The sequence below is a fragment of the Amycolatopsis sp. NPDC043887 genome, assembly GCF_056435665.1.
Window position 1 is genome coordinate 1 of record NZ_JBWKEB010000005.1, and the last position, 14,738, is coordinate 14,738.

At 68.5% G+C, this 14,738-nt stretch carries 15 protein-coding genes and 1 pseudogene; 13 read left to right on the forward strand and 3 right to left on the reverse strand.

All coding sequences use genetic code 11. The features are described 5' to 3' along the window. Positions 1-92 (reverse strand): annotated as a pseudogene (locus AC069H_RS14390) (IS5/IS1182 family transposase); the annotation flags it as partial. A 169-nt stretch (positions 93-261) separates the two neighbouring features. Here AC069H_RS14390 and AC069H_RS14395 point away from each other — a divergent pair. After that, entirely contained in the window at positions 262-1,332 is a 1,071-nt protein-coding gene (locus AC069H_RS14395) for an LLM class flavin-dependent oxidoreductase (RefSeq protein WP_478232580.1), read from the forward strand. Between the two features lie 6 nt (positions 1,333-1,338). Here AC069H_RS14395 and AC069H_RS14400 read toward each other — a convergent pair whose 3' ends face one another. Further along, positions 1,339-2,106: an IclR family transcriptional regulator gene (locus AC069H_RS14400; RefSeq protein ID WP_478230766.1), complete on the reverse strand. Its 768-nt coding sequence runs from the start codon at positions 2,104-2,106 to the stop codon at positions 1,339-1,341. A gap of 41 nt (positions 2,107-2,147) precedes the next feature. On the opposite strand from AC069H_RS14400, the gene AC069H_RS14405 reads away from it, so the two are divergent. Together AC069H_RS14405 and dmpG are read left to right on the forward strand one after the other, a co-directional pair. Beyond that, positions 2,148-3,050: an acetaldehyde dehydrogenase (acetylating) gene (locus AC069H_RS14405; protein WP_063273523.1), complete on the forward strand. Its 903-nt coding sequence runs from the start codon at positions 2,148-2,150 to the stop codon at positions 3,048-3,050. Beyond that, positions 3,047-4,081: a 4-hydroxy-2-oxovalerate aldolase gene (gene dmpG / locus AC069H_RS14410; RefSeq protein ID WP_340682185.1), complete on the forward strand. Its 1,035-nt coding sequence runs from the start codon at positions 3,047-3,049 to the stop codon at positions 4,079-4,081. The genes AC069H_RS14405 and dmpG overlap by 4 nt, the downstream gene beginning before the upstream one ends. Here the strand turns inward: dmpG and AC069H_RS14415 are convergent. Continuing rightward, on the reverse strand, positions 4,072-4,665 hold the full coding sequence (locus AC069H_RS14415) for a TetR/AcrR family transcriptional regulator (protein ID WP_478232581.1): 594 nt from the start codon (positions 4,663-4,665) through the stop codon (positions 4,072-4,074). The genes dmpG and AC069H_RS14415 overlap by 10 nt on opposite strands. A 90-nt stretch (positions 4,666-4,755) precedes the next feature. Here AC069H_RS14415 and AC069H_RS14420 point away from each other — a divergent pair, with 90 nt between their 5' ends. The 10 genes from AC069H_RS14420 (at position 4,756) to AC069H_RS14465 (ending at position 14,723) form a co-directional block, all read left to right on the forward strand. Continuing rightward, positions 4,756-5,676, forward strand: coding sequence for an oxygenase MpaB family protein (locus AC069H_RS14420; protein ID WP_340682184.1), 921 nt, complete (start codon positions 4,756-4,758; stop codon positions 5,674-5,676). A 12-nt stretch (positions 5,677-5,688) separates the two neighbouring features. Continuing rightward, positions 5,689-6,714: an LLM class F420-dependent oxidoreductase gene (locus AC069H_RS14425; RefSeq protein ID WP_478232582.1), complete on the forward strand. Its 1,026-nt coding sequence runs from the start codon at positions 5,689-5,691 to the stop codon at positions 6,712-6,714. Positions 6,715-7,029: 315 nt separating this feature from the next. Continuing rightward, positions 7,030-9,045 (forward strand): neutral/alkaline ceramidase, encoded by a 2,016-nt coding sequence (locus AC069H_RS14430; RefSeq protein ID WP_478232583.1) that lies wholly within the window; start codon positions 7,030-7,032, stop codon positions 9,043-9,045. A 17-nt stretch (positions 9,046-9,062) separates the two neighbouring features. Further along, complete coding sequence (locus AC069H_RS14435) at positions 9,063-10,022, forward strand: sphingomyelin phosphodiesterase (protein WP_478232584.1); 960 nt, start codon at positions 9,063-9,065, stop codon at positions 10,020-10,022. Positions 10,023-10,056: 34 nt separating this feature from the next. Beyond that, a complete protein-coding gene (locus AC069H_RS14440) occupies positions 10,057-11,361 on the forward strand; it encodes an MFS transporter (protein WP_478232585.1) in 1,305 nt (434 codons plus the stop codon). Next, on the forward strand, positions 11,358-12,758 hold the full coding sequence (locus AC069H_RS14445; protein WP_478232586.1) for a pyridoxal phosphate-dependent decarboxylase family protein: 1,401 nt from the start codon (positions 11,358-11,360) through the stop codon (positions 12,756-12,758). Before AC069H_RS14440 ends, AC069H_RS14445 begins: the two co-directional genes overlap by 4 nt. 76 nt (positions 12,759-12,834) lie before the next feature. After that, a complete protein-coding gene (locus tag AC069H_RS14450) occupies positions 12,835-13,266 on the forward strand; it encodes an SRPBCC domain-containing protein (protein WP_478232587.1) in 432 nt (143 codons plus the stop codon). Continuing rightward, the gene (locus AC069H_RS14455) at positions 13,256-13,591 is read left to right on the forward strand and encodes an ArsR/SmtB family transcription factor (RefSeq protein WP_378441724.1); all 336 of its coding nucleotides are present in this window, start codon (positions 13,256-13,258) and stop codon (positions 13,589-13,591) included. Before AC069H_RS14450 ends, AC069H_RS14455 begins: the two co-directional genes overlap by 11 nt. Further along, positions 13,588-14,037, forward strand: coding sequence for an SRPBCC family protein (locus tag AC069H_RS14460; protein WP_478230755.1), 450 nt, complete (start codon positions 13,588-13,590; stop codon positions 14,035-14,037). The genes AC069H_RS14455 and AC069H_RS14460 overlap by 4 nt, the downstream gene beginning before the upstream one ends. Next, positions 14,034-14,723, forward strand: a complete 690-nt coding sequence (locus AC069H_RS14465) for a DUF899 domain-containing protein (RefSeq protein ID WP_478232588.1) — start codon at positions 14,034-14,036, stop codon at positions 14,721-14,723. The genes AC069H_RS14460 and AC069H_RS14465 overlap by 4 nt, the downstream gene beginning before the upstream one ends. The last annotated feature ends 15 nt before the right edge of the window (positions 14,724-14,738 follow it).

Here is a 14,738-nt window from a genome sequence, read left to right on the forward strand (position 1 = left end):
GGATGTCGAAACCGACGCTCCACCCGCGGCAACAACGGCTCGATCCGTTCCCACAGACCGTCGTCGACCTCCCACGGACGCCGCTGCCCCACCCAGCCCACCTCTCACCGAAGATCAACGAGACACGGCATCAAACCACACCCCAAAGGTCATTCTGTTAGGACCCCTTAGTCCTCTGAATGCGTAGAGGGGGCGTCCAGATCGCGGGACGCGGAGCCCGCGGATTGGCCGGTCCGGTGCGGGGAGCCGAAGCTCGGAACCGTGACGCTCAAGCTGCATTGGTTCCTCCCCACCACCGGCGACGGCCGGACGATCGTTGAGCACTTCCGCGCCGCCGGGGCGTCCGCGGCCCGCGAGCCGAGCCTCGGCTACCTCGCGCAGGTCGCCAGCGCCGCCGAGGCGAACGGCTTCGAAGGCGTGCTGACACCGACCGGGACCTGGTGCGAGGACGCGTGGCTGACGACGGCCGCGCTGATCCGCGAGACGAGAAGCCTCAAGTTCCTGGTCGCGTTCCGGCCCGGGACGATCTCCCCGACACTGGCCGCGCGGATGGCCGGGACGTTCCAGCGGATCTCGCAAGGACGGGTGCTGCTCAACGTCGTCACCGGCGGCGATACGGTCGAACAGCGCCGTTTCGGTGACTGGCACGATCACGACCAGCGTTACGCCCGCACCGGGGAGTTCCTCGAGATCGTTCGCGGTGTGTGGAGCGGCAAGCCGTTCGACTTCGACGGCGAGCACCTCAAGGTCGAGGGCGCGACCACGCGCGCGGCGCCGGATCCGGTTCCGTCGATCTATTTCGGTGGTTCGTCCGCGGCGGCGCTGCCGGTCGCGGCGAGGCACGCCGACGTCTACCTCACGTGGGGCGAGCCGCCCGCGCAGGTCGCCGAAAAGATCGCCAAGGTCCGCGAGCTCGCCGACGAGCAGGCACGGAAGCTCCGCTTCGGTATCCGGCTGCACACCCTTTCCCGTGACACGTCGGCCGAAACCTGGGCGGAGGCGGGCGAACTGCTGGACGCGATCGACCCGGAGCGGATCGCCCACACCCAGGAACAGTTGTCCGCCAGCGAATCCGTGGGTCAGCAGCGGATGGCCGCGCTGCACCGCGGGAAGACCGGCGGCGGCGTCCGCGGTTTGGAGGTGTACCCCAATCTCTGGGCCGGGATCGGCCTCGTGCGCGGTGGCGCGGGCACCGCGCACGTCGGCAGTCATGGGGAGGTCGCCGACCTCATCGAGGAGTTCGTCCTCTCCGGCTATCCGGATCTGGAGGAGGCGTACTGGTTCGGTGAGGGTGTGCGTCCGGAACTGGTCCGGCGAGGGCTCGTCGCGTAGAACCCCTTACAGGGTGCGGGAAAGAGCCAAGGCGGCGGTCCGCACCGCGGGTGCGACCCGGTTGGTGTGCATGCGGTTCGCCCAGCCGGAGATCGACAACGCCGCCACCGCCACCCCTTGCGCGTCGAGCAGCGGGCTCGCCGCGCAGACGACGCCGACGCCGGATTCCTCCCGTTCGAACGCGATTCCCTCACCGTGGATCTTGGCGAGCTGACGGCGCAGCAGGCCCGCGGCGGTGATCGTCCGTACGCTGACGCGCGGCAATCCGGCGTCGATCACTTGTGTCACCACGGATTCCGGCGAGAACGCGAGGATCGCCTTGCCGACGCCGGTGGCGTGCGCGGGAAAACGGCCGCCGATCCGGGACGGCAATGACGGCGCGTCGGGCCCCCGCAGGATGTCGAGGTAGACGACCTCGGTGCCTTCCAGGACCGCCAGATGCACGGTGTTGCGGGTCGCTTCGCGGAGATCGGCCAGATACGGACGCGCCGCCTCGACGAGTCCCCGGCGCCGTACCGCCAGCTGGCCGATCTCGAACAGTTTCAGCCCGAGCCGCAACGCCGCGCCCTCGCGTTCGAGGAGGGCGGTCGCGACCAGGTGCCCGGTGAGCCGGTGGACGGTCGATTTCGCCAGGCCGGTCCGCCGCGCCAGCTCGGAAACGCCGAGCGCGTCGTCACCGGGACGGAAAGCCGAGAGCAGCGCGGAGATCCGGGCGGCGACGAGGCCGTCCGCTCCGGTTCGTTCCGGGTCGTCGTTCCGCCCAGCGGCACGCATGGGTTGAGTGTGCCCTATCCGCTCGGGGAGCGTCACCTGGCATGGCGCAACGGAAAGCGGTGGCCGCGATCGTCGGTCCCGGGAACATCGGCACCGACCTGCTCGCGAAGCTGAGGCGCAGCGAGCACGTCGAGGTGCGGTACATGGTCGGCGTGGACCCGGAGTCGGACGGGCTGGCCAAGGCCGCGGAACTGGGACTGGAGACCTCCGCCGGCGGCGTCGACTGGTTGCTGTCGCGCGACGAGCTGCCGGACCTGGTCTTCGAAGCGACCTCGGCGAAGGCGCATCTGGCGAACGCGCCGCGGTACGCCACCGCCGGGATCCGCGCGATCGACCTGACCCCGGCCGCGGTCGGCCCGTTCACCTGCCCCGCCGTGGGCTTGCCCGAACGGCTGGACGTGCCGAACGTCAACCTCATCACCTGCGGCGGCCAGGCCACCATCCCGATCGTGCACGCGGTGTCCCGGGTGACGCCGGTGCCCTACGCCGAGATCGTCGCGTCCGTCTCGTCGCGCTCGGCGGGGCCGGGCACCCGGGCGAACATCGACGAGTTCACCGCGACGACGGCGCGCGGGATCGAACTCGTCGGGGGAGCGAGCCGCGGCAAGGCGATCATCATCATCAATCCGGTCGAACCGCCGATGATCATGCGCGACACGGTGTTCTGCGCGATCGACCCGGACGCGGATTTCGACGCGGTGAGCGAATCCATCCACCGGATGGTCGAGACGGTCCAGGGTTACGTGCCCGGTTACACGCTCAAGGCGGATCCCCAATACGACCCACCCCGCCCGGGGTGGAGCGGGCAGGCGCGGGTCGCGGTGTTCCTGGAGGTCGCCGGGAACGGGGACTTCCTGCCGAAATACGCCGGGAACCTCGACATCATGACGGCTGCGGCCGCCCGTGTCGGTGACCTTCTGGCCACTCAGGAGGTGGCGGCATGAGCTGGGACGACGTGAACCGTGAGGTCCGACTGGTCGACACCAGCCTGCGCGACGGCAGCCACGCGATGGCGCACCAGTTCACCGAGAAGAACGTGCGCGACACCGTCCGGGCGCTGGACGACGCCGGGGTCTCGCTGATCGAGGTCAGCCACGGCGACGGGCTCGGTGGCTCGACGTTCAACTACGGCTTTTCCCTTGTGGACGAACGAAAGCTGATCGCCGCGGCGGTCAACGAGGCACGGCACGCGAAGATCGCCGTTCTGCTGCTGCCGGGCCTCGGCACCGTCGGCGACCTGCGGGTGGCGGCCGACCTCGGCGCGGGCGCGGTCCGGATCGCGACCCATTGCACCGAGGCCGACGTGTCCGTCCAGCATTTCGGCGCGGCAAGGGAACTCGGGCTGGAGACCGTCGGTTTCCTGATGCTGTCCCATATGTCCACGCCCGAGGCACTGGCGAAACAGGGCCGGATCATGGTCGACGCCGGGTGTCAGTGCGTCTATGTCGTCGATTCCGCCGGGGCGTTGATCCTGGAGGACGCCGGTGAACGTGTCGCCGCGCTGGTGGCGGAATTCGGCGACGAGGCGCAGGTCGGTTACCACGGACACCAGAACCTGAGTTTCGGTGTCGCGAACTCGGTGCTCGCCTACCGGGCCGGCGCCCGGCAGATCGACGGTTCGCTCGTGGCGCTCGGCGCGGGCGCGGGCAACTCGCCGACCGAGGTTCTCGCGGCGACGTTCGAGCGACTCGGGATCCGCACCGGCGTCGACAAGGACGTGCTGATGGATGCGGCCGAAAACGTCGTGAAGCCCTACATCACGCGGCTGCCGGTGATGGACCGGTCGTCGATCGTGCAGGGCTTCGCAGGGGTGTACTCGAGTTTCCTCCTGCACGCCGAACGCGCCGCCGAGCGCTACGACGTCCCGGCGCACGAAATCCTGTATCGCGTCGGCGCCGCGAAATACGTGGGTGGGCAGGAGGACATGATCATCGACATCGCCCTGCAGCTGGTCGCCGAACGCGGTCAGGGTTGACGGTCGGCCCCGAGCACGAGGCGGACGCAGTGGTCGATCAGGCGCTCGCGGCTCACCTTGAGCGAGCCGTCGAGGTAGGCGATGAACACGTTGCTCAGCGCGCCGACCAGCCCGATCGACGTCATCTGCCGTTCGGCCGCGTCACCATGGGACAGCTGCCCGCTGACCAGTTCGGCGAACGAGGGGAGGAGCGCGATGCCGCGCGTGGTCAGCGCGGGGTCGGTGATCGGCGCGAGCAGGAGCACGCGGCCTTTGCGCGGATCGTCGAGCATCAATTCGACGAAGGCGCGGACCGCGGCCTTCGCTCGTTCGGCGGGTTCGGCCGTGTCGCTGACCGCGTCGACGAGGGCCTGCCGCGCCTGCGCGCCGATGTGCTCGTAGACCGCGACGACGAGTTCCTCGCGGTCGGCGAAGCTCTCGTAGAAATACCGCTCCGTCAGCTTGGCGTGACGGCACACCGCGCGGACGCTCACCCCGGCGCTGCCCTGGGTCCCGAGCAGGTCGAGGCCCGCGTCGACGAGTTGTCCCCGCCGTGCGGCCTTGCGGTCGTCCAGGGTCGTGCCTGCCCAGCTGCGGCCGGCCATGATCGGCTCCTCTTGTTGACTACGGCCGTTGTCAACTTTAACCTGACAACAGTTGTGGTCAATTTAACCAGCTCAGTGAGGAGACCGGGGATGACACAGCCGCGGCCGCTCGGACCGGATTCGCTGACCTGGAAGTACTTCGGGGACTGGCGTGGGCTGCTCATCGCGCTGTGGGCCGGATCCATGCAGAACATGCACCCTGAGCTGGGCGCGGGCGTCGAGGAGCACTCGCGGTTCTTCGAGGAACGCTGGCAGCGTCTGTTCCGCTCGCTGTACCCGATCGGGGGAGTGATCTACGACGGCCCGCGCGCCCGGCAGACCGCGCTGGAAGTGCGTGGCTACCACGATCGGATCAAGGGCGTCGACAAACACGGGCGGCGCTATCACGCGCTCAACCCGGACACGTTCTACTGGGCGCATTCGACGTTCTTCGTGAGCGCGATCCTCATCGCCGACAACTTCTGCGGCGGGATCGGCGAGGCCGAGAAGCGGAAGCTGTTCGACGAGCACGTCCAGTGGTACGAGATGTACGGCATGAGCATGCGCCCGGTACCGGAATCGTGGGAGGACTTCCAGCTGTACTGGAAGCGCATGTGCGAGGACGTGCTGGAGGACAACAAGGCCACGCGCGACGTCCTCGACATCAAGGACCTTCCGAAGCCGAATTTTCTCCCGTGGCTGCCGGACTTCGCCTGGCACCTCGTCCGCGGGCAGGTGGCGCGGAACTTCGTCTGGCTGACGGTCGGCCTGTACGACCCGCCGATCCGCGAGCGGCTCGGCTACACCTGGACCGAACGCGACGAGCGACGCCATCGCCGGGTGGGGAAGCTGATCAACGCGGCGTTCAAGCTGGTCCCGCGAGACCGCCGCTATCACCCGCGTGCCAGGGCGGGCTGGCGCCGGGAGCGTGGCGAACTGGCCCCGGACGCGCCGTTGGTCGAGACTCCCGCGAGGAACCTTCCGCCGCTTTCGGAGCGGGGCAAACCCGAGCACTACTCACCGAACGTCTGACTAGGAGCCTCGATGAAGCTGGGTTACCACCTCGGTTACTGGTCGTCCGGCCCGCCGGAGGGCGCGCTGGACGCGGTCTCGCGGGCCGAAGAACTCGGCTTCGATTCCGTGTGGACCGCCGAGGGCTACGGCTCGGACGCGTTCACCCCGCTCGCCTGGTGGGGCGCGTCGACCAGCCGGATCAAGCTCGGCACCAACATCGTCCAGATGTCGGCGCGTACCCCGACCGCGACGGCCATGCACGCGCTGACGTTGGACCACCTGTCCTGCGGCCGGTTCGTGCTCGGGCTCGGCGCGTCCGGGCCGCAGGTGGTCGAAGGCTGGTACGGGCAGCCCTATCCGAAGCCGCTCGCCCGCACCCGCGAGTACGTCGACATCGTGCGGAAGGTCGTCGCGCGCGAGGCGCCGGTGACCCACGACGGGCAGCACTTCCAGTTGCCGCTGCGGGGCGGCACGGGGCTCGGCAAACCGCTGAAGTCCACAGTGCATCCGTTCCGCAAGGAGATCCCGATCTTCCTCGCCGCGGAGGGGCCGAAGAACGTGGCGCTGTCGGCGGAGATCTGCGACGGCTGGCTCCCGTTGTTCTTCTCGCCCAAGAGCGACGCCTTCTATCGGGCAGCACTGCAGGAGGGCTTCTCGCGTCCCGGTGCCCGGCACGGTTTCGACGACTTCGAGGTCGCCGCGTCCGTCCCGGTGCTCGTCCACGACGACGTCGAGGAGGCCGCGAGCTGGATCAAGCCGTCGCTCGCGCTGTACATCGGCGGCATGGGTGCGAAATCGGTCAACTTCCACCACGACGTCTTCGCCCGGATGGGGTACGAGGACGTCGCCGACAAGGTGCAGGAGCTGTACCTGGCAGGCCGCAAGGACGAGGCGACCGCGGCGATCCCGACGTCGCTGGTCGAGGACACCTCACTGATCGGACCGGCGGAAAAGATCCGTGACGAACTCGCCGCGTGGGACGAGACCGTCGTGACCACGCTGCTTTTGCGGGGCGATGCCGCGACGCTCACGAAGGTCGCGGAGACCCTTTCGTAGCGGTTCTCATGAGAGGTAAGGGCGGTCGTGAGTGGCAATGATCGTTCTAACCCTCTTCGCCACTCACGACCCCCGCGTGGGAACGGACTAGCCCTGGTCTCGGCGTGCGGTCGGCTGGAGCCGAGGCGAACTCGCGTTGATGAAGGATTTGGGACGTTGAGTGTCTCAAATCCTTCATGGACGATCCCAGGGGCCGCCTCGTCGGTAGCGCCCTTCGTCCCGCCTTTCGTGGGGTTGCGACAGTGAGGCCCATCACGTAGCGTCCCGGCCACGAACATGAAGTCGGTTCATGTTCGTGGCCGGGAGGTGCGACTCATGACGGTGAGCCGGAGGCGGGTTCTCGCGGGTGCGGCGGCGTTGCCCATCGCGGCGAGCATGCTCGGCGCCCAGCAGGCGCAAGCGGCGTCGGCGAAGGGTTTCCGTGTCGGCGTCGGCATTTCCGACGTCACCGGACCGGCCGCCGAGAACGGCATGATGGGCTACTCGATGCCGCAGCAGCAGACCGCCGGCATCCACCTCCGCACCCGGGCGCGCGCTTTCGTGGTCGACGACGGCGCCAAGCGGATCGCCTTCGTCACCGCGGACCTCGGCGCGCTGTTCCAGTCCGTCCACCAGGGCGTGCTGCGCAAGCTCCAGGCCGCGTACGGCGACCTGTACACCGAGCAGAACGTCCTCCTCAACGCCACGCACACCCACTCCGCGTGCGGCGGGGATTCCCATTACGCCGCCTACGATCTGGCGATCCTCGGCTTCCAGCAACAGGTGTACGACGCGCACGTCGACGGGATCTTCGAAGCGATCAGCCGGGCACACTCGAACCTCGCGCCAGGGGCGATCCGGCTCGGCCGTGCCGAGCTGACCAAGGCCAGCGTCAACCGCTCGCGCAAGGCCTTCGACCTGAACCCGCAGGCGGACAAGGATCATTTCCCGCAGGCGATCGACCCGGCCGTCACGGTCCTGCGCTTCAGCCAGAACGGCGTCGACGTCGGCGCGATCAGCTGGTTCGCCACGCACGGGACGTCGATGAGCAACGGCAACCACCTGATCAGCGGCGACAACAAGGGGTACGCCGCCTACGAATGGGAACACGACCACGCCGGCGTGCGGTACCTCGACGGGAACCCGCGGTTCGTCGCCGCCTTCCCGCAGACCAACACCGGTGACATGAGCCCGAACCTGAACCTCGAACCCGGCACGCCCGAAACCGAGTTCGAGAACACCCGCACGATCGGTGACCTCCAGTTCCGCGCGGCGAAGAGCGCCTTCGACGCCGCGGCCGAGGCCGTGACGGGCGGCGTCGACCACCGGATGTGCTACGTGGACATGTCCGATGTGGCCGTCGACGCGAAGTACACCCCGAACGGGCGGCCGCAGCGCACCTGCACGGCCGCGATCGGGGTGTCGATGCTGGCGGGCAGCCGCGAGGACGGACCCGGCCTGCCGCTGCCCGAAGGCGTGAAGAACCCGTTCATCGACTGGCTCGGCGGCATCGACGCGCCAATTCCGCAGGCACTCGCCGACGCGCACGCGCCGAAGGTGATCGCGGTGCCGTTCGGCGCGATGAAGCCGTATCCGTGGGTGCCGGAGGTCCTGCCTCTGCAGCTCGTCCGGATCGGGCAGCTGCACCTCGTGGCCGTGCCCGCCGAGCTGACCATCGTCGCCGGACTGCGCCTGCGCCGGACCGTCGCCGCCGAACTCGGTGTCCCGCTGGAGAACGTGCTCGTCCAGGGGTACGCCAACGCGTACAGCCAGTACGTCACCACGCCCGAGGAGTACGACTCGCAGCAGTACGAAGGCGCGTCGACCCTGTACGGCCGGTACACACTTCCGGCGTACCAGCAGGAATTCGCCAAACTCGCGGCCGCGATGAAGGTGGGATCGGCGGTGCCGCACGGGCCGACGCCTCGCGATCTGCGCGGCAAGCTGATCAACTTCCAGCCCGGGGTCGTCTTCGACAGCCCGCCCGCGTTCAAGAACTTCGGTGACGTCCTGGTCGACGCGAAGAGCACCTACGCGCGCGGCGAGCAGGTCGCGGTCGAGTTCGTCACCGGGCATCCGAAGAACGACCTGCGGCGCGGCGGCACGTTCCTGGAGATCCAGCGGCTGGCCGACGGCAAGTGGGTCCGGCACGCCGACGACGGCGACTGGGACACGAAGTACCACTGGGCGCGGACGTTCGTCGCCGAATCGAAAGCCGTCGTCCACTGGAAGATCCCCGCGAACGCCCCGATCGGCAAATATCGCGTGATCCACTTCGGAAACTGGAAGAACGGCTGGAACGGGGCGATCTCCGCGTTCAGCGGGACTTCGCGGACATTCGTCGTCTCCTGACACCGGAAGGGTCTTTCGTGCGGAAGCTCGCCGTACTCGCCATCGCCGCCGCGATGTTCGCCGGAACCGCCGTGCCCGCCCAGGCTGCGGTCTCGGTGAAGGTCATGGCGTTCAACATCTGGCAGCTGCCCTGGATCGCCAGTCCGAACACTTCGGACAAACAGGCCAGGGCTCGCGCGGCGGAGGACGTCATCCGCGCGAACGACGCCGACGTCGTCGTCCTGGACGAGGCTTTCAGCGCCCAGGCGGAGGAACTGCGGAACCGGCTGAAGGACGCCTGGCCGCACCAGACCCCGCTCGTCGGCCAGTACTGTTCCACGTCGCCCGGCTGGACCACGGTGAACGGGAACTGCTCGAATTCCCCCGTAGTGGTCAACGGCGGGGTCACCGTGCTCAGCAAGGCGCCGGTGACCGAGCAGCACCAGCTGGTCTTCCGCAATTCCTACTCGGGCACGGCGGACTACCTTTCCAACAAGGGAGCCGCGCTCGCCCGCCTGGTCGTCAACGGGAAGCCGGTGTGGATCGCGGGTACGCACCTGCAGGCGGACGAGGGACCGGAGACGCTGCCGAAGGCGCACGAGATCCGGATGGCGCAGCTGGGCGAGATCCGGGACCTGGTCACGAAATACGCTCCCGCGCGCGAACCGGTCGTCATCGCCGGCGACCTGAACATCGAGTACTGGGCGGGACAGGCGCGCAAGGATTCCCTCGGCCGCACCCAGGCCCAGCAGGGCGAAGCCTTCCTCGACGGCATCCTCCGCACGACGGGCGAAGGCGCGTACACCTTCGATGCGGCCACCAACCCGAACGCGGCGAAGTCCGTTCCGGCGACCTACCGCGACTCGCTGGACTACGTCGGCGCCGTGCGCGCGGGCGGCCGTCCACTCGCCGCTGTCGGCCCGGTACAGCTCGTGTATTACGACGGTGGCACGATTCCCTCCGACCACTACCCGGTGGTGGCCAAGATCCAATACTGAGGCCTTCATCGGGAGAACCGCCTCGAGGAGGATCATGGCAGCCCTGCCAGCACGGACGAGGTACCGCTACTCGCTCGGCTCGTTCGTCACCGGCCCCTTCGGCACGGTTCCCGGCCTGCTCCTCCTGAAGTACCTCACCGACACGATGGGCGTCGCCGCGGGCGTGGCCGGCGCGATCGTGTTCATTCCCAAGGCGTGGGACGTGCTCTTCAACCCGATCGCGGGAAGGCTGTCGGACGCGGACATGGTCCGCACCGGCAGCCGCCGCCGGTTCCTGCTCTTCGGCGGTATCGGCGTGTCGATCCTCTTCGCAGCCCTGTTCGCCCACCCCGGCTTCGGCGGCCCGGTGCCCGACGCGATCTACGTCGTCGTCGTGTTCCTGTTGTGCGCCACCGCGTACGCGTTCTTCCAGGTGCCGTTCAACGCGTTGCCCGCCGAACTGACCGACAACGCCGAGGAACGCACGAAGCTGACCAGCATCCGGATCGGCTTCCTCGCGGTCGCCATCCTGATCTGCGGCGGCGGGGCCCCGGCGATCACCGAACTCGTCGGCGGCGTCACCGGTTACCGCGTCATGGGCGTGTTCATCGCCGTGATCATCCTGCTGGCGACCCTCGGCGTGTACTTCGGGCTGAAGGACGCGCCGGTCGGCGCACTGCGGCCGAACACGGTGAGTCCGCGTGAACTGCTCCGGACGCTCGCGCAGTGGCGGCCGTTCCGCTGGCTGCTCGGGGTCTACTTCGTCCAGGCGCTCGGAATCGGCACGGTGCTGGCCGCGATCCCGTTCTTCGCCGAACGGATCCTCGGCAGCTCCGGCTATTCCACGGTCCTGTTCGTCGGTTTCGTCGGCCCGGCGCTGCTGACCATGCCGCTGTGGCCCAAACTCGGGGCGAGTGTCGGGAAACTGGTCGGGTTCCGGCTCGCCACCGCCGCGTTCGGCGTCGGTCTGTTCGGGCTTCTCGGCGCGAAGGTGTTCCCGTTCCCCGTCACGATGGTGTTCGTCGCTTTCTGCGGCGTCGGCTACGCGGGGATCTCGGTGTTCCCGCTGGCGATCCTGCCGGACCTGATCAGCGACGAAGAGGAGCGGACCGGGGAGACCAGGGCCGGGGTCGCGGCCGGTGTCTGGACGGCGTCGGAGACGCTGGGGCTCGCGCTCGGACCGGGGCTCTGGGGGCTGGTGCTGCAGTTCGGCGGCTATCAGTCCAGCCTCGACGCCAAGGTCGCGCAGCCGGACAGCGCGCTCACGGCGATCCTGCTCGGCGCGTCGATCCTCCCGGCGGTGCTGATCCTGTTCGGCATTCCGCTGCTGCGGAAGTCGGTACTGGAGCGCCGGTCGTGACCGCCGAGGACATCCTGAAGGAGCTTCGGGAACTGCGGGCGGGCGACCTGCCGACCCACGGCGGCCGGACGCTCGCGTACGTCTACGACAGCGGTCTGTCCGAAGTGGACGAACTCGGCGCGGCCGCGCACGCGCTGGCGTCGTCGGCGAACGGCCTCGACCCGACGGCGTTCCCGAGTCTGCTGCGGATGGAGAACGACCTCGTCGGCGCCGCGGCGCGGCTGCTGGGCGGTACGGCGGAGACGGCCGGTTCGGTGACCTCGGGCGGCACGGAGTCGTGCATGCTCGCCGTCCTGGCCGCCCGCGACGCGCGTCCCGACGTGTCCACGCCGAATATCGTGCTGCCCACGACCGCGCACGCGGCGTTCCACAAGGCGGCGCATTTCTTCGGCGTCCGCGTGGTTTCGGTGCCGATCGATCCGGTGACCTTCCGCGCGGTCCCGGAGGCGATGGCCGCCGCGGTCGACGACAGCACGGTGCTCGTCGTCGCGAGCGCGCCGTCCTACGCCCACGGCGTCCTCGACCCGATCCCCGAGATCGCCGTGCTGCTCGACGGCGTCCGCTTCCACGTCGACGCCTGCATCGGCGGCTGGGTGCTGCCGTACTTGGGGCTCGGCCCGTTCGGTTTCGACGTCCCCGGTGTCACCAGCGTCTCGGTCGATCTGCACAAGTACGCCTACTGCCCGAAAGGCGTGTCGGTTCTGTTGCACGCCAACGCGGACCTTCGCCGGCCGCAGTACTTCGCCAGCGCGGACTGGCCCGGCTACACGATGCTGAACACCACGCTGCAGAGCACGCGATCCGGCGGCCCGCTAGCCGCGGCCTGGGCCGTCGTGCGTCACGTCGGCGACGAGGGTTACCGGAAGCTGGCTTCGGCGGCCCGTGACGCGGCCGTCGAGATCCGGGCCGGGATCGAGGCGCTGGACGGGTTGCGGGTCCTCGGCGATCCAGTGTCGACCCTGCTGGCCCTCACCGTGGAGGACGGCGCGGGTTTCGACTTGTTCACCGTCGCGGACGAGATGCGGGAGCGCGGCTGGTACGTCCAGCCGCAGTTCGCCCACGAGTCGTCGCCCGCGAACCTGCATCTGACCGTGACGGCCGCGAACCGCGGGAGCGAGAAGGACTTCTTGGCCGATCTCGCCGCGTCGGTCGTGGCCGCCCGCGAAGCGGGGCCGGTCGTCGTCGACCCGCAAGTAGCCGAGTTCGTCGCGGCGCTGGACCCGGCGACGTTGACGCCGGAGCAGTTCGCCGGACTGCTGGCGGCCGCGGGTCTCGGCGGCGCGGCCGGATTGCCCACCCGGATGGCGGAGATCAACGCGCTGCTGGCCACGGCACCCGGTCCGTTGCGCGAACGGCTGTTGCTCGAATTCCTCGGCTCGCTGTACGCGGCTTCCTGAAACCAGTCTTGACGCAATCGGCCGGTTGCTATACAAAGTTATAGCAACCGATTGATTGCTACTTGAGGAGGCTGTCGTGGGATTCCCCGACCGAATCGAACGCACCGTCGAGATCGCCCATCCGCCCGCGAAGGTCTGGGCCGCGCTGACCACGGCCGAGGGCCTGGGCACCTGGTTCGGGAACCAGGCGAGCATCGACCTGCGGCCCGGCGGTGAGGCCGAGATGAAATGGGACGAGGGGCACAAGGCGAACATGCGCGTCGAGCGCGTCGAGGAACCGGAGATCTTCGGCTTCACCTGGAACATCTACGGTCTGCCCGACGACGATCCTCGTCGCACCTATGTCGAGTTCACGCTCGTCCGGAACGGGGAAGGTACGCGGCTCACCGTCGTCGAGTCCGGCTTCTCCCAGCTGCCGGACGACGCACACCAGGTCGCGTTCGAAGGGAACACGAACGGGTGGGCGGCCGAGCTGGGCGAACTGATCGAATACCTCGATGCCGCCTGACATCGAAACGATCGCCGAACAGGTCTTCGTCGCCTTGGCCGACCCGAGCAGGCGGAGCATTCTCGCCGTCCTCGCCTCGGGCGGCCCGGCCACGGCGACCGACCTGGCGGACCGGCTGCCGATCACGCGGCAGGCCATCGCCAAGCACCTCGCACTGCTCACCGACGCGGGGCTGGTGATCCCGGAACAGGGGGAGCGGCGCCGCGTCCGCTACCGGCTGCATTCGGCCCCGATGCAGGTCGCCCAGCAGTTCCTCGCCGCGCTCGCCCGTGATTGGGACGGGCCGCTCGCGGCTCTGAAAGACCATCTGGAGGGTTCATCATGAGCTTCACGACGAGTTTCACCGTGGATCAGACGCCGCAACAGGTCTTCGACGCGTTCAACGACGTACGCGGGTGGTGGTCGGAAGAGGTCGTGCACTCCGGCGACGAGTTCGAGTACCACTACGAAGAGGTCCACCGCTGCCGGATCCGGATCACCGAGTCCGTGCCGGGCCGCAAGGTCTCCTGGCTGGTCCTCGAGAACCACTTCGACTTCACCCGCGACGAGACCGAATGGGTCGGCACCACGATCACGTTCGAGATCGGCGAGAAGGACGGCAAGGCCGAAGCGCGCTTCACCCACCACGGGCTGGTCCCGGAGTACGAATGCTTCGATGTCTGCCACAAGGCATGGACCTTCTACGTCGGCACCAGCCTGCGGGAGCTGATCACGACCGGCGAAGGACAGCCGAACCGGCAAAGTGTCCTGCCCGCGGAGCTGGCGGGATGAACACGGTGTCCGCGACCGAATGGGAAGAAGCGCGCCTTCGGTTGCTGGTGAAGGAAAAGGAACTGACCCGAGCCCGCGACGCGCTCGCCGCCGAGCGGCGCCGGATGCCGTGGCTCGCGGTCGAGAAGCCGTACGAGTTCGAAGGGCCGTCCGGCGCGGTGAATCTGCTCGACCTGTTCGAGGGACGCCGTCAGCTGATCGTCTACCGGGCCTTCTTCGACCCCGGTGTGGAAGGGTTCCCCGACCACGCCTGCAAAGGCTGCTCGCTGGTGGCCGACCAGGTGGCGCACGTCGCGCATCTGAACGCCCGTGACACCACCCTGGCCTTCGTTTCCCGGGGCGGGCAACCGGATATCGCGCGGATGAAGGCGCGGATGGGCTGGACGATGCCGTGGTACACGATCGCCGGCGACTTCGACGTCGACTTCGGGGTCGGCGAATGGCACGGCACCAACGCCTTCATCCGTGAAGGCGACCAGGTGTACCGGACGTACTTCGTCAACGATCGCGGCGACGAGGCGATGGGGAGCACCTGGAGCTACCTCGACATCACCGCGCTGGGGCGGCAGGAGGCGTGGGAGGATTCGCCGGAGGGCTATCCGCAGACGCCGCCGTACGAGTGGTGGAACTGGCACGACGCCTACGAGGGTGCCGCTCCGGCCGGTGGCTGCTGCTCGGGGTCTTGACCCTGGGTTAGGGTC

What these genes read in the sequence shown, in the direction of transcription:
- AC069H_RS14420 (WP_340682184.1), top strand. Translation starts at nt 4,756, where the DNA reads ATGACACAGCCGCGGCCGCTCGGACCGGATTCGCTGACCTGGAAGTAC.
- AC069H_RS14430 (WP_478232583.1), top strand. Translation starts at nt 7,030, where the DNA reads ATGACGGTGAGCCGGAGGCGGGTTCTCGCGGGTGCGGCGGCGTTGCCC.
- AC069H_RS14415 (WP_478232581.1), bottom strand. Translation starts at nt 4,665, where the DNA reads ATGGCCGGCCGCAGCTGGGCAGGCACGACCCTGGACGACCGCAAGGCC.
- AC069H_RS14425 (WP_478232582.1), top strand. Translation starts at nt 5,689, where the DNA reads ATGAAGCTGGGTTACCACCTCGGTTACTGGTCGTCCGGCCCGCCGGAG.
- AC069H_RS14400 (WP_478230766.1), bottom strand. Translation starts at nt 2,106, where the DNA reads ATGCGTGCCGCTGGGCGGAACGACGACCCGGAACGAACCGGAGCGGAC.
- AC069H_RS14405 (WP_063273523.1), top strand. Translation starts at nt 2,148, where the DNA reads ATGGCGCAACGGAAAGCGGTGGCCGCGATCGTCGGTCCCGGGAACATC.
- AC069H_RS14465 (WP_478232588.1), top strand. Translation starts at nt 14,034, where the DNA reads ATGAACACGGTGTCCGCGACCGAATGGGAAGAAGCGCGCCTTCGGTTG.
- AC069H_RS14460 (WP_478230755.1), top strand. Translation starts at nt 13,588, where the DNA reads ATGAGCTTCACGACGAGTTTCACCGTGGATCAGACGCCGCAACAGGTC.
- AC069H_RS14440 (WP_478232585.1), top strand. Translation starts at nt 10,057, where the DNA reads ATGGCAGCCCTGCCAGCACGGACGAGGTACCGCTACTCGCTCGGCTCG.
- dmpG (WP_340682185.1), top strand. Translation starts at nt 3,047, where the DNA reads ATGAGCTGGGACGACGTGAACCGTGAGGTCCGACTGGTCGACACCAGC.
- AC069H_RS14455 (WP_378441724.1), top strand. Translation starts at nt 13,256, where the DNA reads ATGCCGCCTGACATCGAAACGATCGCCGAACAGGTCTTCGTCGCCTTG.